Source organism: Rhodococcus sp. OK519, assembly GCF_003051005.1.
Classification (GTDB): domain Bacteria; phylum Actinomycetota; class Actinomycetes; order Mycobacteriales; family Mycobacteriaceae; genus Prescottella.
Window position 1 is genome coordinate 84,835 of the sequence record NZ_QAOW01000002.1, and the last position, 24,425, is coordinate 109,259.

The window sequence follows — 24,425 nt, forward strand, 5'->3', positions numbered from 1 at the left end:
ACCGAAGGGCCGGATCGCCTCCGTGGAGGTGATCCGGCCCTTCGATCATTTCAGGTCCGATTCGACTGGGGTCCGGGTCAGGTGGCGTCCGGATCGACCGGTGGTCGCTCACCGGCCCCGAGCGGCTTCTGCTCGGGCGCGGCGGCGGCGCCGGTCGAGGCGCCCGTCCCCTTGGCGAACGGCTTGCCGTCGAACGTTCCGCTGATGACCGAGTCGTCGCCGTCGAGGAGGTGCTTGGTGATGACCGCGCGCGGCGTCATCCCGCGCAGTTCGTTGAGATCGGCGAGTGGTTTGCGGAGGTCGTCGAAGTCCGGCCCCAACTCGTCCTTCAGTTGCTGGCTGGCACCGCTGGCGTAGTCACGCACCTGCCGGATCGACTTGGTGACCCAGCTGACGGCGCCGGGCAGCCGCTCGGGACCGAGGATGACGAGCGCTGCGATGAGGAGCACCATGAACTCGCCCCAGCCGATGTTGCCAAACACGGGTTCAGAGTACGTGCCCGAACGCGGAACCGCTCGCGCGATCCGCAAATATCACACGGACAATTGGTGAAATCAGTCCGAAGTCGGGGTGACCTCGACGTCGACGAGCCGTTCGGAGCGGAACAACTGCACGGTCACCGGCTTTCCGACCGCCTGGTCGTGCACCGCCACGATCAGTTCGTCGGCGCTGGACACGGACCGGTCCCCGACCTTGACGATCACATCGCCCTCCACGATTCCGGCCTTCTGCGCCGGGCCGTCGGCCTGCACGTTCGCCACCTCGGCGCCGCTGGTCTTGTCGTTGATGACGGTCCGGGCATTGACGCCGATCTCGGGGTGGTGGACCACCCCGTTTCGGATCAGCTCCTGCGCAACCTCGGTGACATCGTCGATCGGGATCGCGAAACCGAGGCCCACCGAGCCGCCGCTCTCGGATCGGATCGCGGAGTTGATCCCGATGACCCGTCCGTCCATGTCGATCAGCGGGCCGCCCGAGTTGCCCGGGTTGATCGCCGCATCGGTCTGCACGGCGTCGATCACGGCGTCGGTGTCGGTGCCGGAACCGCTGAGCCGGACGGGACGGTTGAGCGCGCTGACGATGCCGCGGGTCACGGTCTTGTTCAGGCCCAGAGGCGAGCCGACCGCCACGACGTCCTGGCCGACCTGCACGTCGGACGACTTGCCGAGGTCGGCGACGGTGAGGTCGGCCACGTCGGTCTTGAGCACGGCAAGGTCGGTCTTGATGTCGCGGCCGACGATCTGCGCGGGCACCTTCGTCCCGTCGGAGAAGGTCACCCGGATGGTCGCGCCCTCCGGAGCCGTCGCGGCCATCGAGATCACGTGGTTGTTGGTGACGATGTAACCGGCGCCGTCGACCACCACTCCCGATCCGGTACCGGACTGATCGCCCTGGGTGACCTGGATGGACACCACCGACGGCAGGACGGCGTCGGCGACCGCAGCGATCTGCCCGGCAGGAGCGTCGTCCCCGTCGTCGGACTGGGACAGCGTCACGCTCCGACTGGTGAGGCTGTCACGATCAGACGTGACCGCGATTCCGATGAGCCCACCGACCAGGCCGACCGCGAGGGCGAGGGCCGCCAGCGCAGCGAGCGCTTTCCCCTCGACGTGATCGCCCAGCAGGACGTCACGGACACCGAGTTTGGGGGCGTCCGGCATCCGGGCGGGGCCGGACGGTGCTTCCGCCGGCGCGCCCAGTCGCACGGGAGCGTCAGGATCGCGCCACGGATCGGCGGGTGTGTCATCAGCGGCCACCTCGACCACGGACTCGGGAACACGCTGGATCGAATCGGCTTCCCCGGCCGGACGACCGAAAGCCTCGGCGAGTACGGGATCGGGCCGCGCCACTCGGATGGTGGACGGCCCGGCGGCCTCCGGAGACGACACGGAGTTCGACGCGAACGAACCCGCGACATCGACCGGGCGACCGAACGCGTCTGCTGCGGCCGGATCGACGTCGGGGCGATACACCGGACGCGGGGCCAGCCGGGGCCCCTCACGTCGATCCGATTCGGCGTCCGCCGCGCCGGGCGCCCTCGAGTCAGCCGTCACGCGCGTGTAATCCCCCTCGTGTGCGTCGATCACGGATGCCAGTATCGCCGATTCGGGCGACCGCGCGGGCCGCGGCACGTCAGCGGCGACGGCGGAAAGGCCAACGCCGGGTGATGTCGCTGTCGCGATCGAAGGAGATGATGCCGTGCACGGAATCCCGCCCGGGCGCAGGATCGGGCTCGGCCGGGTGGCAGCGAGGTATCTGGCTCAGCAGGCCGAGCAGTGAACTCGGCATCGACACCTCGTCGGCGCGGCGCAACGCGATCCGGGCCTGCTGCTGGGCCTCGACCTCGGCGGCGCAGTCCGGGCACAGGGCCAGATGCTGGGAGGCGCGCAGGTAGGCATTCATGCGCAGTTCGCCGTCCACGTACGACGCGATCGCCTCGCTCGCAAGGTGTTCGGTAGAGCCGAACTGACGAGGTCTACGCGCCTGCGTCATCAAACCCTCCTGCATTGCCTACCCGACACCGATCTGGTCGGCCTCAACCTTCCCATTCGCGGCGAGGTGCTCGCGCAGCGCCTGTCGTCCACGATGGATCCTGCTGCGAACAGTACCCAGCTTGACGCCCAGTGTCGCACCGATCTCCTCGTACGACAGGCCTTCGATGTCACACAGGACCACGGCGGCACGGAACTCGGGCGCGAGGGAGTCGAGCGCCGACTGCAGGTCGGGAGCCAGTCGGGCGTCGTGGTAGATCTGCTCCGGGTTGGGCGAGTCGGAGGGGACGCGGTCGTAGTCCTCCGGCAGTGCCTCCATCCGGATGCGGTTGCGGCGGCGCACCATGTCCAGGAAGAGGTTGGTGGTGATGCGGTGCAGCCAGCCCTCGAACGTGCCGGGCTGGTAATTCTGCAGCGACCGGAACACGCGGATGAACGTGTCCTGAGTCAGGTCTTCGGCGTCCTGCGCGTTGCCGGACAGACGGTAGGCCAGGCGATAAACCCGATCGCCGTGCTCCCGGACCAGCTCGTCCCACGACGGCATCGCGGACTTGTCGCCCGTCGCGTCGAAGGCAGCCGTGCCGGTCGGTTCGTCCAATCCTGATTCGATGCCGAGGACGGACACACCTGAATCTGTGCCCGCCGCGAGAGTACGGTCGGCGGTGTCGGCGTGGGTGCGTTCGGCATTGATCATGTGGATGGGTGGATCCTCCTACTCAGGACCGCTGATCACGAGACATCGGACTCTGCCGGTTCAACTCCCGAGAACGCGGAATTGTTCCCACCGATCCGCCGCCGACGTGATCTTCACGCCGTGCGGTCTACTCGTCCGGCGATGTGACTACCTTCCCGCACCCCGATATGTGCCGCGTGTGAGCAACCTGAGCAGGGCCTGAGAATGTTGTGCAGGTCAGCATGGGACGTCTGGCGAGCGAGCCTCGACGACGCGCCGGGGCGGCAACGCTAGCCTCTATTGCGTGCTCACCAACGCCGAACGAATTCTCACTCACACCGAGGACTCGATCCTCGAGGACGAGATGCTGGCCACCGCGCGCGATCGCGCCGCGGAACTCGGCGCTGCACCGGTGCCCCCGCCCGTCGGCGCTGCACTGGCACTCTTCGCCAAGATGCTCGACGCAAAGACGGTTGTCGAGGTCGGAACGGGTGCGGGAGTCAGTGGGCTGTGGCTGCTGCGGGGCATGCGTGACGACGGCGTGCTCACGACGATCGACAGTGAGCCCGAACACCAGCGCGCCGCCAAACAGACATTTCGCGTCGCGGGGATCGCTGCGTCGCGCACCCGCCTGATCAACGGTCGTGCACTCGACGTGCTCCCTCGACTCGCCGACTCTGCCTACGACCTCGTGTTCGTCGACAACTGCCCCGCCGACCACCCGCACTTCGTCCGTGAGGGCGTGCGCCTGCTGCGCCCCGGCGGCGTGATCGTGCTGCACAACGCGCTCCTCGGAGGTCGGGTCGCCGATCCCAGCCAGCGCGACGCGGCGACGGTTGCGGTTCGCGAGGCTGCGCGCGCGGTCGCGGAGGACGAGCGCCTCACCCGCGTGCTCTTCCCCGTCGGCGACGGCCTGCTGTGCGCCGCGCGCCTCTGACGCCTGCACCCGACGAACGCGTCAGATCCAGACGCCCTTCCCGATCGTCACGACGCCGCCGTTGCTGACGGCGAACCGCTGACGGTCGCGCTCGAGATCGACACCGATGATCTCGCCCTCCCCCACCACCACGTTCTTGTCCAGGATCGCGCGGCGCACCACGGCGCCCTTGCCGACTCGGACGCCGGGCATGAGGACACTGCCCTCGACGGTGGCGCCGTCCTCCACCATGACATTGGAACTGAGGACCGAGTTACGGACCGTGGCCGCGGACAGGATCGAGCCCGCACCGACTACCGATTCCTGAGCGAGTCCGCCCTTGACGAACTTGGCGGGCGCGAGGTTCTCGGCGCCGCCGCGGATGGGCCAGCGCCGGTTGTACAGGTTGAATACCGGGTGCACCGAGACCAGGTCCATGTGCGCGTCGTAGAACGCGTCTATGGTCCCGACGTCGCGCCAGTAGCCGCGGTCCCGGTCCGTCGCCCCCGGCACCACGTTGTTCTTGAAGTCGTAGACCGATGCGACGCCCGCGTCGACGAGCGCGGGGATGATGTCGCCGCCCATGTCGTGGTCGGAGTCGGAGTTCTCGGAGTCGGCGCGGATGGCGTCGACGAGAACCTTCGTGGTGAACACATAGTTACCCATCGACGCGAACGTGACGTTGGGGTCGTCCGGGGTGCCGGGCGGATGCGCGGGCTTCTCGAGGAACTGGGTGATCCGCCCGGATTCGTCGCTGTCGATGCACCCGAACGCGTAAGCCTCGCTGCGCGGCACCCTGATGCCGGCGACCGTGACCCCGGCGCCGGAGTCGATGTGATGCTGGACCATCTGCTCGGGATCCATCCGGTACACGTGGTCGGCACCGAACACGACGATGTACTCGGGGTCCTCGTCGTACACGAGGTTGAGCGACTGGAAGATCGCGTCGGCGCTGCCGGTGTACCAGCGCGGGCCGAGGCGCTGCTGAGCCGGTACCGGGGTGATGTACTCGCCCGCGAACCCGGACAGTCGCCACGTCTGCGAGATGTGCCGATCGAGCGAATGCGACTTGTACTGGGTGAGCACGCAGATCCGCAGGTAACCGGCGTTGACCAGGTTGCTCAGCACGAAGTCGATGAGCCGATACGCGCCGCCGAACGGCACGGCAGGCTTGGCGCGGTCAGCCGTGAGCGGGTACAAGCGTTTACCCTCGCCACCGGCGAGCACGATCCCGAGCACATGGGGCTGACTCCTCACACCAGTCAACCTATCGGGCGGCCCGGGGCCGCCGCCAGCGTTGCAGGGAACACGCCCGCCGCCGCTGGCAGGAAACGGGTTCCGGCGGTTACGTTTAGCCGGTGCGGGTCGCGATGATGACGAAGGAGTACCCCCCGGAGATCTACGGCGGCGCGGGTGTCCACGTGACCGAACTGGTCTCGCACCTGCGCGCGCTGTGTGACGTCGACGTGCACTGCATGGGCGCGCCTCGCCCGGGCGCGACGGTGCACGGGCCCGACCCGGACCTGCTCGACGCCAACCCGGCCCTGCGCACCCTGTCGACGGAACTGCGGATGGCGAACGCCGCAATCGGCGCCGACGTCGCGCACTCGCACACGTGGTACACCGGCCTCGCCGGACATCTCGCCGGTGCCCTGTACGGCATCCCGCACGTTGTCACGGCGCATTCGCTCGAGCCGCGGCGGCCGTGGAAGGCCGAACAATTGGGCGGCGGGTATCGGATCTCGTCGTGGTCCGAACGCAACGCGATGGAGCACGCGGACGCGGTCATCGCGGTCAGCGCGGGTATGCGCACCGATCTCCTCGATACGTATCCGGCAATCGATCCCGCGCGAGTGCACGTGGTGCACAACGGGATCGACACCGGCGTCTGGTACCCCGGTCCGCCCGGACCGGGGGTGCCCTCGATCCTGGCCGCGCACGGCGTCTCCGGTGATCGGCCGATCGCGGTTTTCGTGGGCCGGATCACCCGGCAGAAGGGGCTCGCACACCTCGTGGCGGCGGCGCACCGGTTCGACCCCGCAATTCAGTTGGTGCTGTGCGCGGGTGCACCGGACACCGTGGAACTTGCGGAGGAGACGGAACGCGAGGTCACTCGGCTCGCCGCAGCACGCCACGGGGTGTTCTGGATCCGGGACATGCTGCCCACCACACAGGTCCGCGAGATCCTCTCCGCCGCGACCGTTTTCGTCTGCCCGTCGGTATACGAGCCGCTGGGGATCGTGAACCTCGAGGCGATGGCGTGCGAGACGGCGGTGGTCGCCTCCGACGTCGGCGGCATCCCGGAGGTGGTGCAGGACGGCGTCACGGGCCGTCTGGTCCACTACAACTCGTACGAGGCCGAGGCCTACGAGCACGCGCTCGCCGACGCCGTCAACGCCGTGGCCGCGGACGCGGACGTCGCAGCGGCGATGGGGCGAGCGGGACGAGCCCGCGCGACAGCAGAGTTCTCGTGGGCCCGGGTAGCGCAGCAGACCCTGGACGTCTACCGGGACGTACTGGCGCGCCGGTAGGTCGAGACCACGACCGACGCCGTCACCGGGAACGGTTCGGGCAGAGCGCCGATCGCTTCGGCACGGCGCTCGGCCGACAGGTGCCGGGCGGAGGGGCCCATCCCCACGAGGTGGTCGACGTCGCGGCGCGACAGCATCATGGTGACCTCGACGGGCGTCCGGTGGTCGCGCTCGAACCGCCCCGCCATCGTTTCACCGAGACGTTCGACCTTGCGGTCGTCGACCCGCACCATCCCGAGCAGCTCGACCAACTCGTACAGGTGACGGTCGGTGGGGGTGAGGACGACGAGCACACCGTCTTCGGCGAGGACCCGGTCGATCTCGGCCGCGTTGCGCGGGGCGAAGATCGACAGCACGTGGGTGAGAACACCGCCCAGGACCGGCAGTTGCCGCCACACGTCGGCGACGACCGCAGCGGCCCGCGGGTGAGCCCGGGCCAACCGGCGCGCCGCCGGCTTGGAGACGTCCAGTCCGATGCCCTGCGCGGACGGTGATGACGCGTCCAGCACCCGGGCCAGATAGTGGCCGGTGCCGGCGCCCACCTCGAGCACGCGAGGCGCGACGTCGTCGGGAGTGGACTGCACGACCGCGTCGGAGACTGCCGCCATGAGCGGGTCGAAGTGACCTGCGTCGAGGAAATCACAGCGGGCCGCGATCATCTCGGGACTGTCGCCCGTGAACTTGGTCGCCGTTCCGGTCAGCAGGGTGACGTAGCCCTGTCGGGCGATGTCGAAGCTGTGCCCACGCGAGCAGACGAGGGTCCGCTCGACAGGGTCGAGTCCGTCACCACACTGAGGACACGCGAGAAGTGCACTCACATCCGCCAGCACCGGTACCGCCGTGCCCTTTCCGAAAAATCCATCGTTCGAGTAGCCGCGCGGCGCTCAGCACACAGGCATCGGCCGGGCTGTCTCACGAAATCGTGAGCCGACCCGGCCGAGACACCGCGAAGGGGTGCACCGATCAGCTGGTGACACCCTTGAGTTCGTCCCCGAGCGCCGCAGCCTCATCCGGGGTGAGTTCGACGACCAGACGTCCACCGCCCTCGAGTGGAACCCTCATGACGATTCCTCGTCCCTCTTTGGTTGCCTCGAGGGGACCGTCCCCGGTCCGGGGCTTCATGGCCGCCATCCTCTGCTCCCTCCAAATCTGCGCCTGACTCCGCTAGCGCCTCGGGTTACCGATTGCCCCGCCAGCACTTAGCGAGGCTCGTGGTCCATTCTTCCCTATCGAGCGGGTTGCCGGGTAGCTGAGGCGGAAAACCGCTCGAATCCGGCGCCGTCAGGGGCCCGGTGTCACCCAGCAGGACTCGAGGTGATCGTCGACCATCCCGGTAGCCTGCATCAGCGCATATGCCGTGGTAGGACCCACGAAACGGAAGCCGCGACGCTTCAATTCCTTGGCCATCGCGGTCGACTCGGATGTGACGGCCGGAACGTCGCCGACTTGCTCGAACCGCCTGGCGCGCCGCGGCGGCGCGAAAGACCAGAGGAGCGTGTCGAGGTCGGTTCCGGACAGGTCGAGGACCGCCCGAGCGTTCCCGATGACGGCCTCGATCTTCGCGCGATTGCGCACGATCCCGGTGTCGACGAGGAGTCGCTCCACATCGGCCTCGGTGAACGCCGCCACGGCCTCGGGATCGAAGTCCGCGAACGCCTCCCGGAACGCGGGACGTTTGCGCAGGATCGTGATCCACGACAGCCCGGCTTGGAAGGCCTCGAGGCACAGGCGCTCGAACAGTTCGTCGCGTCCGTGCAGCGGCTGTCCCCACTCGAAGTCGTGGTAGTCGGTATACGTGCGCGAGCCGTCGGAGTCGACGGCCCACGGGCATCGCGCGCGGCCTGCGTCCGTCATCGCGGCGTCTCCGATTCCCCGGACACTCCGACGTCACCGATCCCCGCGCCGCGATCCGCCAATTGCGCTCGCAGCGAGTCGATTTCCTTACCGAGCCGGTCGAGCGCCCAGTCGACCTCACTGGCCTTGTAGCCGCGCAACGTCTGCTGGAAGCGCAGCGCTTTCACGTCCGCCGCCGTGACGTTCTCGGCGGGCAGCACCGTCGCGGTGGTACCCGGCGGCAGCGGCGGCAGTTCTTCGGAACGCCCGAACACGGCACTCGCACCGAGGAACAGCAGGCCACCGACCAGCACCATGACCAACAGGTAGATCAGGACCGTCAGCATGCCCCGATCCTGTCACGAACCTCCGACACGAGTCGTGCGGCGTGAGCGCTCAGCGGCGAACCGTGTTCATCGGCGGGCGGTCCGCGAGCGAGACGTCGGTACGGGCCGGGACGAACGAGTCGCCGTCGACGAGGAACTGCGTCAGCCCGGCACCGGTGTCCTCGACGCCGCAGCGCCGCAGCATCGTGCCGATGATCTGCCGGCTCATCACGCCGAGGTCGGACAGCGGCCGATTGCGGTGCTTGCGCACCCCCAGGTTGACCTGACCGATCGCGCCGAGGCCCAGCCTGTCGTAGGTGTCGAGCAGCAGGCCGATCTCGACGCCGTAGCCCGGCGCGAACGGCACCGACGACAGCAGCTCTCGGGTGCCCGCGTACTCGCCGCCCAGCGGCTGCAGGACGCAGGTCAACTCGGGGCGGAGCGCCGCCAGCATGGGTCGCGCCACGAGTTCGGTGACTCGGCCACCGCCGTTGGCGTCTTCGGTCCCGCTGACCCGCAGCGGCCGACGGTAGTAGCCCTTGACCAGGTGGATGCCGTCGACGGTGAGCAGCGGGCCCAGCAGCTTGGGGACGAACGCGGGGTCGGGTTCCACGAGATCGGAGTCGACGAACGCGATCAGGTCTCCGGTGCTGGCCGCGATCGACCGCCACAGCACCTCACCCTTGCCGGGCACCGGAGGCAGCCCCGGCACGGCGGACTCCCTGCTGATCACGGTCGCGCCGGCAGCAGCGGCCCGCTCGGCCGTCGCGTCGCACGATCCCGAGTCGAGCACGATCAGTTCGTCGACAAGTCCTCCCAGCAGTGGGTGGATGGTGTCGACGACACCGGCGACGGTCTTCTCTTCGTTGAGCGCCGGCAGCACCACGGACACGGTGCGGCCGGCCTTCGCGCGCTCGAGTTCGGCGATGCTCCAGTCGGGGTGATCCCAACTGTTCGCGTCCGTCCAGGTGCGTGACGCTTCGGTGATGCTCATGCCAACCCCCGTACGGTCCGGACGGGCTGCCGAGTTCCCATGATCGCGGCGACCATGTCGACCACCCGACGGGTCGAGGCAACCTCGTGGACGCGGAACACACGGGCTCCCCCGGCTGCCGCGAGTGCGGTAGCCGCCAGAGTGCCCTCCAACCTGTCGGCCAGTTCCACCCCTAGAGTCTCCCCGACGAAATCCTTGTTGCTCAGCGCCATCAGGACAGGCCACCCGGTGTTAACGAGATCTTCCACGCGGCGCAACAATTCGAGCCCGTGAAAGGTGTTCTTCCCGAAATCGTGGGTCGGGTCGACGAGGATCGAGTCGGGCTTCACACCCAACCTGGTCGCGTGTTCGGCTGCGCGCACCACCTCGTCGACGACGTCGGCGACCACGTCGGTGTAGCGGACCCGGTGCGGCCGGGTGCGGGGCACCGCTCCCCCGGTGTGCGAGCACACGATTCCGGCGCCCAGTTCCGCGGCTACCTCCACGAGACCCGGATCGGCGCCGGCCCACGTGTCGTTGATGAGATCGGCACCCTCACCGCACGACAACCGGGCGACCTCGCTGCGCCACGTGTCGACACTGATGATGACGTCCGCGTAGCGGGCCCGGATCGCCTCGACGAACGGAACCACCCGGCGGATCTCCTCGGCGGCGTCCACCAGCGCGCCCGGGCCCGCCTTCACCCCGCCGATGTCGATGAGGTCGGCACCCTCGGTGACCGCACGGTCGACGGCGGCCATCGCGGCCTCGTCGGAGAAGGTGGCGCCGCGGTCGTAGAAGGAGTCGGGGGTGCGGTTCACGATCGCCATCACGAGAGCACGATCGGTCGCGACCGGCCTGCCACACAATGTGGGCAGGACGTGGCCGGGTGCCGAGTGAGCCGAGGTCACCGAAGCGTTGTCGGAGGCGGGGCGCAGTGCCATGCCCCCATCGTCGCATGACCGACGTCTCACTACGCTCCGGGAGCAGTCCCGTCGGCCACCGCGCGCGCGTATCCGTCATAGGCGGGCCGATATCCGCCCTGCCGACCTGCCAGCACGTACAGCCGGTCGACGGTATCGGCGTACCCCTCCTCACGCAGTTCCACCTTGCGGCTCTTGAACGTCGAGGTCGCCTCGAGTGAGTCCACGATCCGCACGAAGAGCGGCATTGCATACGACGGCAGTCGGTCGAACAGATCGACGGCGAGCCGTGCACCGTCGAACTCGTGCCCCTCCCGCACCGTGACCGCGGCCATCCCCGCCTTGCCGTCGGTACCGGGCACCGCGACGCCGTAGACCACCGCCTGCTCGATCGCCGGATGCGCCGAGACCGCGCCCTCCACTTCGGTCGTCGCGACGTTCTCCCCCTTCCAACGGAAGGTGTCGCCGAGCCGGTCGACGAACGCGACATGCATGAACCCCTGACTCCGGACGAGGTCGCCGGTGTCGAACCAGCAGTCGCCGTCCTTGAAAGCGTCTCGCACGAGCTTGCTTTCGCTGGCATCCGGATCGGTGTAGCCGTCGAACGGCGCACGATCGGTGACCTTGGACAGCAGCAGTCCCACCCCACCGGTGCCCACCCGTCGCAGCCGCCCGTCCGCGGCCCGCCGCGCCCGACCGGTGTCGGGGTCGAACTCGACCACGGCGTACGGCAGCGGGCATATACCCGCGGTGCGCTCGACGCCCAGCGCGTTGACGAACGCGATGTTGCACTCGCTGGCTCCGTAGAACTCGGCGACGCGGTCGATGCCGAAGCGCTCGGTGAACTCGGTCCAGATCTCGGGTCGCAGTCCGTTGCCGACCATGAGCCGAATCCCGTTGTCACGGTCCGACGGTCGGGCCGGCTGGTTGAGCAGGTAGCGGCACACTTCGCCGATGTACACGAACGCGGTGGCGCCGTTGAGCTTCGCGTCGTCCCAGAAGCGCGAGGCGGAGAAGCTGCGGGCGATCGCCAACGTTGCCCCGGCCGAGAGCACCGACGACAGCGATACCGTCAGCGCGTTGTTGTGGTAGAGCGGCAGCGCGCAGTACAGGGTGTCGTTGCGGCGCAGGCGAACCCCCATCGCACCGAGTCCCGACATACTCTTGAGCCAGCGGAAGTGAGTCATCAGACTGGCCTTGGGCAGCCCCGTCGTCCCGGACGTGAAGATGTAGAACGCCCGTTCCTTCGCCTGGATACTCTCGCACACAGCGGGATTCGACGGGTTCGCGTCCGCCGCCAGCTTCTCCAGCTCGTCATCCGAGAGCACCGTCTCCGCCTGCGGATCGGCGGGCAGCGACAGGATCGCCTCGTCGCACTCCTCGCCGACGACGAGCACGCGGCCGTCGAGCAGCGACAGGCTGTGCGCCAGTACGTCGCCGCGCTGGTTGTGGTTGAGCATGCCGGCGACCGCGCCGAGCTTGACGGCCGCCAGCGTCAGCAGCAACGTCTCGGGGCGGTTCTTCATCAGGATCGCAACGACGTCGCCGCGCCGGACACCGTGCTGCACCAGCACGTCGGCGAACCGGTTCACGCGCTCGTTCGCGTCTCCGTAGCTGATCGAGGCGCCTTCGAACCGGATGAACGGCCGGTCCGGCTGTCGCCGCGCGAGTTCCTGGAAGACACTGCCGACGGAGTCTCGCGCATCGGGCTTACGGGTGAGGCCGATCGCACCGCGCACCAGGCTCGGAAGTTCGGTCGCCATCCGCGGTAGTTGCAGTGCCAACTGCACGAGACTGATCTTCGAAGCGGCGGCGTCGGAACTCATCGGCATCCTTGTCGGGAGGGGACGGGTCGTTTCTTACTCCACAGTAACCTTTGTGACCCGTCCCCGGAACCCCTCGAGGGGAACCACTTTCACCTGATGCAGGCGTCCAGTGCCGCCTCGACGTCTCCCGTCACGAACAGCCCGTCCAACGCACGCTGGGCGACGAAACCCTGACCACGCAGCCCCTCGAGCCAGTGCAGCAGGCCGCGGAAGTGGTCGACCGGATCGAGCATCACCACCGGCTTCGCGTGCATCCCGAGGTACCCGGCGGTCCACGTCTCGAACAGTTCCTCGAGGGTGCCGATGCCGCCGGGCAGCGTAATGAACGCGTCCGCCCGGTCCTCCATGATCTTCTTTCGCTCTCGCATCGTGTCGGTGACGATCAACTCGTCCGCGTCGACGTCCGCAACCTCCTTGTGCACGAGCGCCTTCGGGATCACTCCGACTGTCCATGCACCGGCCTCGCGCGCAGCCGTGGCCACCGCCCCCATCATCGAGACGTTGCCGCCGCCCGAGACGAGTTGCCAGCCGCGACGACCGATCGCCGTCCCGACCTCCGACGCCAACTGCAGGAACTGCTGGTCCACCGGCCCCGACGCGCAGTACACGCAGACCGCGAACTTCTCCATACTCTCCTCTTCACTCACCATTCGTCCTCGTCTCCCAGTAGTGCTGCCTCGTCCGCGCCCAGTTGCGACTGCGCGACGATCTGCACGGCTTCCTCGACACTGTCGGTCACGTGGATGAGATCGATGTCGCCGGGCGAGATCTTGCCGGTGCGCTCGAGCGTGTCGCGGAGCCAGTCGACCAGGCCGGACCAGAACTCGGTGCCCATCAGGACGATCGGGAAGCGCGTGATCTTGCGGGTCTGGACCAGCGTGAGTGCCTCGAACAACTCGTCGAGGGTGCCGAAGCCGCCCGGCAGGCAGATGAATGCCTGCGAATACTTCACGAACATCGTCTTGCGCGCGAAGAAGTAGCGGAAGTTGATGCCGAGGTCGACCCACTCGTTGAGCCCCTGCTCGAACGGCAACTCGATGCCGAGGCCGATCGAGTAGCCACCGGACTCGCTGGCGCCACGGTTGGCGCCCTCCATGATGCCGGGGCCACCGCCCGTGATGACGGCGTAGCCCTCCTGCGCGAGCGCCGTCCCGAGCTCGCGGGCCATTTCGTACTCCGCGGATTCCTGGGACGTGCGCGCGGAACCGAACACAGTGACCGCGCGCGGAACCTCCGCCAGAGCCCCGAAACCTTCGATGAACTCGCTCTGGATCCGCAACACGCGCCACGGGTCGGTATGCACCCAGTCGGTGGGCCCGCGCTGATCGAGAAGGCGCCGGTCTGCGTTGGTGGACTCCGCCTTGCGCTCGCGCCGCAACATGATCGGCCCGCGGTGCTTCACCGATGAACTACCGCGCCGGGCGGCGCCGGACTTCCTCTCAGGTGCCATGCGGCCCAGGCTAGGCGCTCACGCGCTCAGGTAAGCGCGCAGCACCCGGGTCACGTCGGTGATCTGGTGCACCGGCACGTGCTCGTCGCGCTTGTGCGCCAGGTTCGGGTCGCCCGGGCCGTAGTTGACCGCGGGAATACCCAGCGCCGAGAACCGCGACACGTCCGTCCAGCCGTACTTGGCCCGGAACTCTCCGCCCGCCGCAGCGATCAGCGCCGCGGCCGCGGGGTTCGCCAGTCCCGGCAGCGCGCCCGGCGAACTGTCGGTGATCTCGAAGCCGAGTTCGAGTCCGCCGAGCGCCGACGCGTCGAAAATCTCCCGTACGTGCGCGATCGCCTGCTCGACGCTGCGGTCGGGCGCGAACCGGAAGTTGACGTCCATTTCCGCGGCGTCCGGCACGACGTTGCCGGCCACCCCGCCCGAGATCCGCACGGCCGACAAGCCCTCGCGGTAGACACAACCGTCGATGTCCACGGACCGTGCCTCGTACGACGACAGTCGCTCCAGCACCGGCGCGAACTTGTGAATCGCGTTGTCGCCCAGCCACGACCGGGCCGAGTGCGCCCGCACGCCCGACGCGGTCAGCCGCACCCGGAGCGTGCCCTGGCAGCCGGCCTCGATGAGCCCACCGGTGGGCTCGCCGAGAATCGCGACGTCGGCGCGCAGCCACTCCGGGAGTTCCCGCTCGATCCGGCCGAGGCCGTTGTACTGCGCGGCGATCTCCTCGCAGTCGTAGAACACCAGCGTCAGGTCGTGCGCGAGGTCGGCGATGGTAGCGGCGAGGTGCAGGAACACCGCATCACCCGACTTCATGTCGACGGTGCCGCAGCCGTGCAGCACGTCGCCCCGCTCGTCGACGGTGCGCCGGCTCGGGACGTTGTCGGCGATCGGCACGGTGTCGAGGTGTCCGGCGAGCATGACCCGGCTGGGCAGACCGCGATTGGTGCGCGCGAGCACGGCGTCGCCGTTGCGGATCACCTCGAATCCCGACGTCTGCTCGCGCAGCGCCGCCTCGACCGCGTCGGCGATGGCGCGCTCGTCGTGCGACACGCTGGGGATGTCCACCAGCGCGGCGGTGAGATCGATGGGATCGGCGTGCAGATCGAGAAGGCTCACGGGTTCCAGCGTAGGGGCTCGCCGGCGCGGCTACCCGACCGGTCGGAACGCGCGACCTGGGTGCCAACGCCTCACCGCGTCCGGTGCCCGCACCACGACTCGCGTAACCTTTGCACCCGTGAGTGCACAGGGAGCAACTGCAGTAGGCGTCGCCAACGTGACCGAGTCGGGCACGGTTCTCGACACCTGGTACCCGGCCCCCGAACTGGGCGAGTACGAGGAGAGCGGAACCGTCGCGCTCGAGGGCACCGACATTCCGTCGGACCTCGCGCTGCTCGCCGGCCACGACGAGGCCCGCGAGGTCAAGCAGGTCGTCGTCCGTACGACGATCGCCGATCTGTCTGCCGCACCGGTCGACGCGCACGACGCCTACCTGCGTCTGCACCTCTTGTCGCACCGTCTGGTCACTCCCCACGACGTCAATCTCGACGGCGTCTTCGGCCTGCTGGCCAACGTCGTGTGGACCAACTACGGCCCGTGCGCCGTGGACGGCTTCGAGCTGGTCCGTTCCCGTCTGCGGATCCGCGGACCGGTCACGGTCTTCGGCGTCGACAAGTTCCCGCGCATGGTCGACTACGTCGTCCCGTCGGGTGTCCGGATCGCCGACGCCGACCGCGTCCGCCTCGGCGCCCACCTGGCGAGCGGTACCACCGTCATGCACGAGGGCTTCGTGAACTTCAACGCCGGCACGCTCGGCAGCTCGATGGTCGAGGGCCGCATCTCGGCGGGCGTCGTCGTCGGTGACGGCTCCGACGTCGGCGGCGGCGCATCGATCATGGGCACGCTGTCCGGTGGCGGCAAGCAGGTCATCTCCGTCGGTGAGCGCTGCCTGCTCGGCGCCAACGCCGGCCTCGGCATCTCGCTCGGCAACGACTGCGTTGTCGAGGCGGGCCTCTACATCACCGCCGGCACCAAGGTCACCGGACCGGACGGCACGGTCGTCAAGGCCGCCGACCTCACCGGCCAGTCCAACATCCTGTTCCGTCGCAACTCCGTGTCCGGCGCCGTCGAGGTGGTGCCGTGGAAGGGCACCGGCGTGGAACTGAACGCGGCACTGCACGCCAACGACTGATTCCAAGGCTTGTGAGCTCCACCGAAACCCCAGTCCGATTAGGGCATGGCCTCAAGGTCCGTCATCTCACGATGATGGGCCTGGGGTCCGCCATCGGCGCCGGTCTCTTCCTCGGGACAGGCGTCGGGATCGCGAAGGCCGGCCCCGCGGTCCTCATCTCGTACCTGATCGCCGGTTTCGTCGTGGTGTGTGTCATGCGCATGCTCGGCGAGATGGGCGCCGCACTTCCTGCCAGCGGATCCTTCTCGCACTACGCGCGCATCGGTATCGGCGAATGGGCCGGCTTCGTCATGGGCTGGCTGTACTGGTTCATGCTGATCATGGTGCTGGGCGCCGAGATCACCGGCGCCTCCGCGATCGTCAACGACTGGCTGCCCGGCGTCCCCCAATGGGTGATCGCGCTGGTGTTCGTCACCTTCTTCGCCGTCGTGAACCTCGCGAAGGTCAGCAACTTCGGCGAGTTCGAATTCTGGTTCGCGGCCCTCAAGGTCGCCGCGATCATCGGCTTCCTCGTCGTCGGCGTCCTGCTCGTCTTCGGTCTGCTGCCGGACACCGACCCCGTCGGATTCACGAACCTGCTCGGTGAGGGCGGGTTCATGCCCAACGGGTTCAGCGGCATCGCGGCCGGTCTGCTGGTCGTCGCGTTCGCGTTCGGCGGCATCGAGATCGTCACCATCGCCGCGGCCGAGTCCGAGGACCCCGAGCGCTCGATCGCCACCGCCGTCCGCACCGTCATGTGGCGGATCAGTGTCTTCTACATCGGCGCCATCGCCATCATGGTCCTCGTCCTGCCGTGGAACGATCCCGAACTGCAGGACGGCCCCTTCGTCGCCGTGCTCGAACGGGCGAACCTGCCGTACGTCTCCGGGCTGATGGAACTGGTCGTCGTGATCGCGCTGCTGTCGGCGTTCAACGCGAATGTCTACGGCACGTCGCGCATGGCGTTCTCACTGGCGCGGCGCAACGACGGCCCGAAGGCCCTCGCGAAGCTGTCGACAACCGGGGTGCCCACCAATGCGGTACTGCTGTCGGTGTTCTTCGGGTTCGTCAGTGTGCTGCTCAACTGGCTGCTGCCGAACGACCTGCTCGGCATCCTGCTCAACGCCGTCGGCGCGGCCCTGCTGGTGATCTGGGTCTTCATCGTGATCTCGCACCTGCGACTGCGCCCGAAGCTCGAGCGCGAGGGCAAACTGTCGGTGCGGATGTGGCTCTTCCCGTACCTGAGCTACGTCACGCTGGCACTGCTGGCCGGATTCGTCGTGCTCATGCTGTTCGACGCCGACGCCCGCGAACAGCTCGTCTCCACCGCGGTGCTGTTCCTGGCCATTCTCGCGCTGTCGCTACTCAATTCGCGCCGCCGCGCGCGGAAGGGCGGCAAGGACACCGCCGTCACGGAGTCTGCCTCCTAGCTCGCAAGAACGGGCACATGGGATCTTCCTGCGGCGTAGGGTCGGCGAAAATCGACCCCGCGCCGTAGGAGATCCCTTGAGTTTCATCCTCGTCGAACGGCCACGCGAGAACGTAGCGCTGGTGACCCTCAACCGTCCGGAGCGGATGAACGCGATGGCGTTCGATGTCATGGTCCCGTTCCGCGAATCGCTCGAGGCCATCAGCAACGACAACTCGGTGCGCGCCGTCGTGATCACCGGTGCGGGGCGGGGATTCTGTTCGGGCGCCGACCAGACGTCGGCGGGCAAGCCCCCGCACATCGACGGACTCACGCGACCGACGATCGCGCTGCGTTCGATGGAGATGCTCGACGACGTCGTACTGACGCTGCGGCGCATGCACCAACCCGTCATCGCGGCCGTCAACGGCGCCGCGATCGGCGGCGGATTCTGCCTGTCGATGGCCGCCGACATCCGCCTCGCCGCACCGGAGGCGTATTTCCGTGCGGCCGGCATCAACAACGGCCTGACCGCGAGCGAACTGGGCCTGAGCTACCTGCTGCCGCGCGCGATCGGATCGTCGCGGGCGTTCGAGATCATGCTCACCGGTCGCGACGTCGACGCCGACGAGGCCTCGCAGATCGGCCTCGTCTCCCGAATCGTCGCGCAGGAAGACCTCCTCGACGACGCCTTCGACCTGGCGGAGCGGATCGCGATGTTCTCCCGCCCCGGCGTCGAACTCACCAAGCGGACGTTGTGGTCGAGCCTCGACGCGTCCTCGATGTCGCAGCACATGAACCAGGAAGGGCTCGGCCAGTTGCTGATCCGCCTGCTCACCGACAACTTCGAGGAGTCCACCCTCGCCCGCCGCGAGAAGCGCGATCCGCTCTTCCGCGACACCCGCTAGTCCCCCGACTCCACTGCCGCCTTCCCTCCCGTCTTCCCCGCGATCAGTGCGCAAAGCGCGGATTTCCGGGCCGGATTCCCGCGATAAGTGCGCAAAACGCGGGGAGAACGAATCTCGGCAAACCGTTGACAGGTTAAGGCCGCGGCCTTAACGTCGTCGTTGTGACTCAGACCACGTCCCGGCAGGCGATGCTCGAAGCAGCAGAGCAGATCATCGCCGAACGGGGAATGCCCGCGCTCACGCTCAAGGACGTCCAGATCGCGGCCAACCAGTCCAACAAGTCGGCGGCGAAGTACCACTTCGGGTCCCGCGAGGGCCTCATCGAGGCACTCGTCGAACTCCGCATGGGGCCCGTGAACGCCCGCCGCCAGGAACTGCTCGACGAGATGGAACGGCTCGGCACCCCGCCGACCGTACGACAGGTCGTCGAGGCACTGGTCCGACCGCTGGCGGCGGAGACCCTCGGCCGCCCCGGCAGCAGGTATGCGCGTTTCCTGGTCCAGGCCCTGTTCGACCCGGCGCTCGCGGACACTATCCAGAAGCACCTGCGGGCCGAGACCTACCGGCACGTGCACCACCTGCTGACCGACCTCTGCCCCCTGCCGGACGAGATCGCGGCCTGGCGCACCGACAACATCGTCATGCTCGGCATCACCACGTTCGCCGCGCGAGAGGGCACCGATCGTACGCCGGCGCAGACCGCGGCAATCGTCACCGACCTCGTCGACACCTGCGTGGCCGTACTCGCGGCCCCCACCTCCGTTCCCACCAGCAGCACTCCCGATACGACGGAACAGACCGATCCCCAAGGAGTTTCGCTATGACCGCATCCGCCACTCCCAACATCTTCCAGACCTTCATCGAGCCCCGCCCGACGGACCCGCTCTACGCCGTGGGCCCGCTCGTCGCACGACGAACCACCGAGACCGCCGACGATCGCCCGTACGAACTGTTCTCGCTCACGCCGAAGACCCCGACCATCGGTGCCGAGATCTCCGGGATCCGGCTGAGCGGCGACCTGTCCGACGACGTGCTGGCCGAGATTCGCCGCGCACTGCTCGAATGGAAGGTGCTGTTCTTCCGCGATCAGGAGATCGACCGCGCCGACCATCGCGCGTTCGCGGCCCGCTGGGGCGACCTGGAGCAGCACCCGTTCTTCAAGTACACCCAGCCCGGGCAGAGCGATGCGGACGTCGCCACTCTCGCGAAGGACGCGGTCGCGGCGGGCGTCGAGAACATGTGGCACAACGATGTCACCTGGCACGAATTCCCCTCGTTCGCAGCGATTCTGCGCGGTGTCGAGGTTCCGGCCGTCGGCGGTGACACGCTGTGGACCGACACCGGTGCGGCGTACGACCTGCTCCCGGACGACCTCCGTGCCCGCATCGAGCACCTCCAGGCGGAACACGACTGGATCAACTCGTTCGGCCGCGGCATGCCGGCAGAGACCGTCGAGATGCTCCGTCCGGCCTTCCCGCCGGTCACTCACCCCGTGGTCCGAGTGATTCCCGAGACCGGACGTCGCGTCCTGTTCGTCAACTCCGTCTTCACGCAGCGCATCGTCGGCGTGTCCGAGGAGGAGTCCAACGACATTCTCCGCATGCTCTACCGCCAGGTCCAGCGTCCCGAGTTCCAGGTGCGACTGCACTGGCGTCCCGACACGATTGCCTTCTGGGACAACCGCACGTGCCAGCACTACGCGTCCAGCGACTACTTCCCGGCCCGCCGCGTCATGGATCGCATCTCGATCGTGGGTGACAAGCCGGTCGGCATTTCGTCCTGAGACTCACTCCTCGGGACCCACCCGTACGACGAGTTTCCCGAAGTTCTTGCCGCGCAACATTCCCAGGAATGCCGGCGGCGCATTGTCCAGGCCGTGCACGACGTCCTCCCGGTACTTCAGCCGTCCTTCGGCGATCCACCGGGAGGCGTCGCGTTCGAAGTCCTCGTACATCTCCCGGACGAACTCGGACTGGATGAAGCCGCGCACGGTGAGACTCTTCGTGAGCACCAGACCCATGAACCCCGGCAGCCGGTCCGGCCCCTCGGGCGCGGTCGCCGCGTTGTACTGAGAGACCAATCCGCACACCGGAATCCGGGCGTAGAGGTTCAGCAGGGGTAGAACCGCGGCGGTGACGGAGCCGCCGACGTTCTCGAAGTAGACATCGATGCCGTCCGGCACCGCCGCCCTCAACTGTTCGGCGAAGTCCGGTGCGCGGTGGTCGATCGCGGCGTCGAACCCCAGTTCACCCTGCACGAACGCGCACTTGTCGGGCCCACCGGCGATCCCGACGGCCCGCGCACCGTAGATCTTCGCGATCTGACCGACAGCCGAGCCCACGGGACCCGACGCCGCCGCGACGACGACGGTCTCGCCGGGTTGCGGGCGTCCGATCTTCAGCAGGCCCGAGTAAGCGGTGAAACCGGGCATTCCCAGTACACCGAGCGCGGTGGACAACGGCGCCGCGGACGGGTCCAGAACCCGCACCGTGTTGTCGTCGACCACGGCGCGCGTCTGCCACCCGGAGTAGGCCAGGACGTAGGATCCTGCCGCGACCTGCGGACTACGCGACTCCAGCACCTGAGAGACCGTCGCCCCCACCATGACGTCGCCCACCTCGACCGGATCGGCATACGACTCGGCGGCACTCATGCGACCGCGCATGTACGGGTCGAGCGAGAGGTAGACGGTGCGCAACAACACCTGCCCGTCGGACAGCTCGGGCAATTCGATTGTCTCCGTACGGAAATTGTCCGTCGTGGGCTCACCGTCCGGTCGTGAGGCGAGAACGATTCGGGTGCTCGTGACAGCGCTCATACCCCGACCGTACGCCCGCTCCCACTCGGCGGGGATATGGTCGAAGGGAACCGGCCGGCGCCCGATGCGGCCGAACGCAACCGGGAGGATTCATGACGGACATTCGGAAGGTCACCGTACTGGGCGCGGGAGTTCTGGGTTCCCAGATCGCATTCCAGACGGCCTTCAAGGGCTTCGACGTCACGTCCTACGACATCGACGACAAGGCCCTCGACGCCGCGCGCGGACGCTTCGACGGCCTGGTCGACACGTACCGGAGAGAGGTTCCCGGTGCCGACGACGGCAGTGCCGCGGCCACGCTGGACCGCCTGACGCTGACGTCCGATCCCGACGCGGCGGTGGCCGACGCGGATCTCGTCATCGAGGCGATTCCCGAGATCCTCTCGCTCAAGCAGGACACCTATCGCCGGATCGGCGCCGCCGCGCCGGAGCGCACGATCTTCGCGACGAATTCGTCGACACTGCTGCCCAGCGACCTCGCCGACGCCACCGGACGTCCGGACCGCTTCCTGGCGCTGCACTTCGCGAATCGGGTGTGGACCTCCAACACTGCGGAGGTCATGGGTACCGAGCGCACCGACCCCGCGGTGTACCGGGCTGTCGTCGACTTCGCGACCGCGATCGGCATGGTGCCGATCGAACTGCACAAGGAGAAGGCCGGCTATGTGCTGAACTCTCTGCTCGTGCCGTTCCTCAACTCCGCAGCCGGTCTCGCCGCCGGAGGTTACGCCGAACCGGAGGACGTCGACAAGACCTGGAAAATCGCCACCGGCGCGCCCCTGGGCCCGTTCCAGATCTTCGACATCATCGGCCTCACCACGCCGTACAACATCATGGCCCACGGTGACGCGGCCTCCCAGAAGCTGGCGGTGTGGCTCAAGGAGAACTACATCGACAAGGGCAAGCTCGGCATCGCGTCGGGCGAGGGCTTCTACCGCTACAAGGAGTGACGGCCCTATCGCGGGTCTCGCACAGATCGAGGGACGGGTGCCGGCACCCGTCCCTCGACCGCTTGTCAGACCGCGGCCGCCTCCCGTTCCGGCTCGAGCTCCAGCGGTTCCGTCCGGACGGGCCGGAACCGGTCGATGATCACGACGCAGAGCAGGGAGACGGCCCCCCAGATCACGAACGTGAGCAGGTGGCTGCCGACGGTGTCACCGCCGAAGTACAAGATCGACCGCACCGATTCGACGGCCGCGGGCATCGGCAGGATGTCGTGCAGGAACCGGAAGAGCGCCGGCTCCATGTAGATCGACAGCGCACCACCCGAGGCCGGGACCCCGAGGAACATCAGGATCGCGACGACCGGCAGCACCGCCAGCAACCCCATCAGTCGGACGAACACGGTCGTGAACAGCGCCGTGGCGATGATCGCGACGATGCCGGTGCCGACCAGTGGCAGGAAGTGACCGTCGACGGCTCCGACGATCGGGCCCGCGATCAGCCAGACCACGACGGACATGAACACCGCCCACCCGGCCAGGACCGGCAGCAGCTTGCGCAGGCCCATCACCATCGGCGCGGCGTTGGCGGCCACGACGATGATCATGAAACCTGACATGATCCAGCCCATCGCGACGTACAGGCTCACCGTGCCCATCGTGTCCCCGCCGTCGAGCGAGGCGACGGTCTCACTGGACATCGGCACCTGTTGGCCCGCGGCCACCTGACCGAACACCTGGGTGACCACCTGGTGCTGGCTGACGCCCGCGGCCTGGTTGGTGATCAGTGTGGCGGAGGGGTTGTCCGCCGACGGCAGCACGTAGGCGGCCACCACGGTGCGGTCCTCGACCTGGGCGCGCGCCTCGTCGACCGAATCGGATGCACGCAGGTCGAACAGGCCTGGCATGTTCCGGTCGAGACCGCCCACGGCCTGCTCGGCCTGCTCGGTGTTCGCGGCGACGACGGTCACCGGCATATCCTGCGGCGCAGGCTGATACATCGCGCCGAGCATGAACGTGATCATCATGGCAACCATGCCGAGCGGGAAGATCGCCAGCGTGGCGTAGCGGACCTTGGTGCTCGTAGGACGTGGACCCGCAGTCAGGGACGGCATGGACACCTGGGGTGTCCCGGCGTCGGGGTTGCGTCGGCGTTTGAGCGCGTCGACGCCGAGCGTTGCGGCCAGCGCCAGCACCGCGCCGATGCCCAGCACCGTCAGGTGGGTGCCGACTCCGTTGCCGCCGAAGTACAGCACCGAGCGCAGGGCTTCACCGGTCGCGGGCGTGGGCAGGAACTTGTGCAGCGTCGCGTAGAACGAGGGCATCGTGTAGACGGACATGCCCATGTTGGACGCCGGCACGCCGAGCACCATCAGGAACAACATGCCTGCCAGGACCGCCATCGGGCCGAGGATCCTGGTGAGGAACAACTGCACCGTGCCGACCGCGAACACCGCGAGCCAGCTGATTCCCAGGACCGCCGCGGTGTTCCCCTCGAGCGCGCCGAGGATCGGTCCGGCGACGAACCACACCAATCCGGCGATCAACGCGGACCAGCCGGCCAGGATCGGCACGAACCTGCGGAAGCGCAGCAGTTCCGGCGAGTTCGACAGCATGACGCTCAGTGGCATGTAGCCGGCCAGCATCAGCGCCGTCGTCATGAACATCGCGGTGAGCCCGGCGGAGTCGCTCGCCGGGAGCGGTGCGAGATCCTCGGCCTCCAGCGTCAGTCCCTGTGCAAGCACCTGGGGTGCCAGAAGTCCGGTGACCGTGCCGACCTGCGACGCACCGGCCGCGGTGGCGGTCAGGACAGTCGCCGTGCCCGCCGCCTGATCCGACAGCACGACCGCTCCCGCGACCTCGCGGTCGAGGACCGACTGCCGGGCGTCGGCGTCGGTCGCGACCACCCGGATGTCGACCCCAGAAGGATTCTCGGCGGCGAGCGCTTGGGCGAACTGCTCGGCCTGCGGCGCCGGGCCCGACACGGCGATCGGCATGTTGTGCGGGGTGGGCGCGTGCATCGTCGCCAGATAGCCCGTGATCATCATGCCGACCATGAGGAACGGCAGCAGGATCATCGCGACGTAGCGACCGATCCGCTCCTTCTTGGCACGGGATGCTTCGACCTCGACCTCGGAATCGACCTCGGAATCGTGCGCCGGTGGACCCTCGTCGGTCGCCGTAGGTGTGGATGTCACAGTCGTGCTCCCGCTGGTCGCTGATGTCTGTATATGAACGCG

At 68.0% G+C, this 24,425-nt stretch carries 25 protein-coding genes; 8 read left to right on the forward strand and 17 right to left on the reverse strand.

Annotated elements, in window-relative coordinates:
* Window positions 1-77 precede the first annotated feature (77 nt).
* From tatB to sigE, 4 genes are all read right to left on the reverse strand, one after another.
* On the reverse strand, window positions 78-482 hold the full coding sequence (gene tatB, locus C8K36_RS07690) for a Sec-independent protein translocase protein TatB (protein ID WP_107984299.1): 405 nt from the start codon (window positions 480-482) through the stop codon (window positions 78-80).
* 72 nt (window positions 483-554) lie between these two features.
* On the reverse strand, window positions 555-2,054 hold the full coding sequence (locus C8K36_RS07695; RefSeq protein WP_181319463.1) for a trypsin-like peptidase domain-containing protein: 1,500 nt from the start codon (window positions 2,052-2,054) through the stop codon (window positions 555-557).
* A gap of 79 nt (window positions 2,055-2,133) precedes the next feature.
* Entirely contained in the window at window positions 2,134-2,493 is a 360-nt protein-coding gene (locus tag C8K36_RS07700; protein WP_181319464.1) for an RNA polymerase subunit sigma-70, read from the reverse strand.
* An 18-nt stretch (window positions 2,494-2,511) separates the two neighbouring features.
* A complete protein-coding gene (gene sigE, locus C8K36_RS07705; protein WP_107983900.1) occupies window positions 2,512-3,186 on the reverse strand; it encodes an RNA polymerase sigma factor SigE in 675 nt (224 codons plus the stop codon).
* Window positions 3,187-3,469: 283 nt separating this feature from the next.
* On the opposite strand from sigE, the gene C8K36_RS07710 reads away from it, so the two are divergent.
* Window positions 3,470-4,102 carry an O-methyltransferase gene (locus C8K36_RS07710; protein ID WP_107983901.1) on the forward strand — a complete coding sequence of 211 codons (633 nt, stop codon included), beginning with the start codon at window positions 3,470-3,472 and terminating at the stop codon, window positions 4,100-4,102.
* 21 nt (window positions 4,103-4,123) lie between these two features.
* On the opposite strand, the gene glgC is transcribed toward C8K36_RS07710, so the two are convergent.
* Window positions 4,124-5,338: a glucose-1-phosphate adenylyltransferase gene (glgC, locus tag C8K36_RS07715; RefSeq protein ID WP_022594859.1), complete on the reverse strand. Its 1,215-nt coding sequence runs from the start codon at window positions 5,336-5,338 to the stop codon at window positions 4,124-4,126.
* 101 nt (window positions 5,339-5,439) lie between these two features.
* Here glgC and glgA point away from each other — a divergent pair, with 101 nt between their 5' ends.
* Complete coding sequence (gene glgA, locus C8K36_RS07720) at window positions 5,440-6,612, forward strand: glycogen synthase (protein WP_107983902.1); 1,173 nt, start codon at window positions 5,440-5,442, stop codon at window positions 6,610-6,612.
* Here glgA and C8K36_RS07725 read toward each other — a convergent pair.
* From C8K36_RS07725 to dapE, 10 genes are all read right to left on the reverse strand, one after another.
* Window positions 6,585-7,442, reverse strand: coding sequence for a putative RNA methyltransferase (locus C8K36_RS07725; protein ID WP_107983903.1), 858 nt, complete (start codon window positions 7,440-7,442; stop codon window positions 6,585-6,587). The two genes, glgA and C8K36_RS07725, sit on opposite strands and share 28 nt — an antisense overlap.
* A 133-nt stretch (window positions 7,443-7,575) precedes the next feature.
* Complete coding sequence (locus C8K36_RS07730; protein WP_003406247.1) at window positions 7,576-7,743, reverse strand: DUF3117 domain-containing protein; 168 nt, start codon at window positions 7,741-7,743, stop codon at window positions 7,576-7,578.
* A 150-nt stretch (window positions 7,744-7,893) separates the two neighbouring features.
* The gene (locus C8K36_RS07735) at window positions 7,894-8,466 is read right to left on the reverse strand and encodes a DNA-3-methyladenine glycosylase I (protein WP_107983904.1); all 573 of its coding nucleotides are present in this window, start codon (window positions 8,464-8,466) and stop codon (window positions 7,894-7,896) included.
* A complete protein-coding gene (locus tag C8K36_RS07740) occupies window positions 8,463-8,792 on the reverse strand; it encodes a DivIVA domain-containing protein (RefSeq protein WP_107983905.1) in 330 nt (109 codons plus the stop codon). The genes C8K36_RS07735 and C8K36_RS07740 overlap by 4 nt, the downstream gene beginning before the upstream one ends.
* Window positions 8,793-8,841: 49 nt before the next feature.
* Window positions 8,842-9,765: a glucosyl-3-phosphoglycerate synthase gene (locus C8K36_RS07745; protein WP_107983906.1), complete on the reverse strand. Its 924-nt coding sequence runs from the start codon at window positions 9,763-9,765 to the stop codon at window positions 8,842-8,844.
* A complete protein-coding gene (gene folP / locus C8K36_RS07750; RefSeq protein WP_420910861.1) occupies window positions 9,762-10,688 on the reverse strand; it encodes a dihydropteroate synthase in 927 nt (308 codons plus the stop codon). The genes C8K36_RS07745 and folP overlap by 4 nt, the downstream gene beginning before the upstream one ends.
* Before the next feature lie 29 nt (window positions 10,689-10,717).
* Window positions 10,718-12,499, reverse strand: coding sequence for a long-chain-acyl-CoA synthetase (locus tag C8K36_RS07755; protein WP_107983907.1), 1,782 nt, complete (start codon window positions 12,497-12,499; stop codon window positions 10,718-10,720).
* Window positions 12,500-12,582: 83 nt separating this feature from the next.
* Window positions 12,583-13,122 carry a TIGR00730 family Rossman fold protein gene (locus C8K36_RS07760; protein ID WP_420910867.1) on the reverse strand — a complete coding sequence of 180 codons (540 nt, stop codon included), beginning with the start codon at window positions 13,120-13,122 and terminating at the stop codon, window positions 12,583-12,585.
* Window positions 13,123-13,136: 14 nt separating this feature from the next.
* Window positions 13,137-13,943, reverse strand: coding sequence for a TIGR00730 family Rossman fold protein (locus C8K36_RS07765; RefSeq protein WP_107983909.1), 807 nt, complete (start codon window positions 13,941-13,943; stop codon window positions 13,137-13,139).
* A gap of 18 nt (window positions 13,944-13,961) precedes the next feature.
* Window positions 13,962-15,059, reverse strand: coding sequence for a succinyl-diaminopimelate desuccinylase (dapE, locus tag C8K36_RS07770; protein ID WP_107983910.1), 1,098 nt, complete (start codon window positions 15,057-15,059; stop codon window positions 13,962-13,964).
* A 118-nt stretch (window positions 15,060-15,177) separates the two neighbouring features.
* On the opposite strand from dapE, the gene dapD reads away from it, so the two are divergent.
* From dapD to C8K36_RS07795, 5 genes are all read left to right on the forward strand, one after another.
* On the forward strand, window positions 15,178-16,131 hold the full coding sequence (gene dapD, locus C8K36_RS07775; RefSeq protein ID WP_107983911.1) for a 2,3,4,5-tetrahydropyridine-2,6-dicarboxylate N-succinyltransferase: 954 nt from the start codon (window positions 15,178-15,180) through the stop codon (window positions 16,129-16,131).
* Between the two features lie 11 nt (window positions 16,132-16,142).
* The gene (locus tag C8K36_RS07780; protein ID WP_107983912.1) at window positions 16,143-17,540 is read left to right on the forward strand and encodes an amino acid permease; all 1,398 of its coding nucleotides are present in this window, start codon (window positions 16,143-16,145) and stop codon (window positions 17,538-17,540) included.
* A 76-nt stretch (window positions 17,541-17,616) separates the two neighbouring features.
* Window positions 17,617-18,426 (forward strand): enoyl-CoA hydratase, encoded by an 810-nt coding sequence (locus tag C8K36_RS07785; RefSeq protein ID WP_107983913.1) that lies wholly within the window; start codon window positions 17,617-17,619, stop codon window positions 18,424-18,426.
* 161 nt (window positions 18,427-18,587) lie between these two features.
* Entirely contained in the window at window positions 18,588-19,250 is a 663-nt protein-coding gene (locus C8K36_RS07790; protein ID WP_420910862.1) for a TetR/AcrR family transcriptional regulator, read from the forward strand.
* Window positions 19,247-20,209, forward strand: a complete 963-nt coding sequence (locus tag C8K36_RS07795; protein WP_107983914.1) for a TauD/TfdA dioxygenase family protein — start codon at window positions 19,247-19,249, stop codon at window positions 20,207-20,209. Before C8K36_RS07790 ends, C8K36_RS07795 begins: the two co-directional genes overlap by 4 nt.
* 3 nt (window positions 20,210-20,212) lie before the next feature.
* Here the strand turns inward: C8K36_RS07795 and C8K36_RS07800 are convergent, their stop codons facing one another.
* Window positions 20,213-21,244 carry an NADP-dependent oxidoreductase gene (locus tag C8K36_RS07800; RefSeq protein ID WP_107983915.1) on the reverse strand — a complete coding sequence of 344 codons (1,032 nt, stop codon included), beginning with the start codon at window positions 21,242-21,244 and terminating at the stop codon, window positions 20,213-20,215.
* A gap of 92 nt (window positions 21,245-21,336) precedes the next feature.
* Here C8K36_RS07800 and C8K36_RS07805 point away from each other — a divergent pair, with 92 nt between their 5' ends.
* The gene (locus C8K36_RS07805; RefSeq protein ID WP_107983916.1) at window positions 21,337-22,194 is read left to right on the forward strand and encodes a 3-hydroxyacyl-CoA dehydrogenase; all 858 of its coding nucleotides are present in this window, start codon (window positions 21,337-21,339) and stop codon (window positions 22,192-22,194) included.
* 65 nt (window positions 22,195-22,259) lie between these two features.
* On the opposite strand, the gene C8K36_RS07810 is transcribed toward C8K36_RS07805, so the two are convergent.
* Window positions 22,260-24,383 carry an ABC transporter permease gene (locus tag C8K36_RS07810; protein ID WP_219909994.1) on the reverse strand — a complete coding sequence of 708 codons (2,124 nt, stop codon included), beginning with the start codon at window positions 24,381-24,383 and terminating at the stop codon, window positions 22,260-22,262.
* Between the last annotated feature and the right edge of the window lie 42 nt (window positions 24,384-24,425).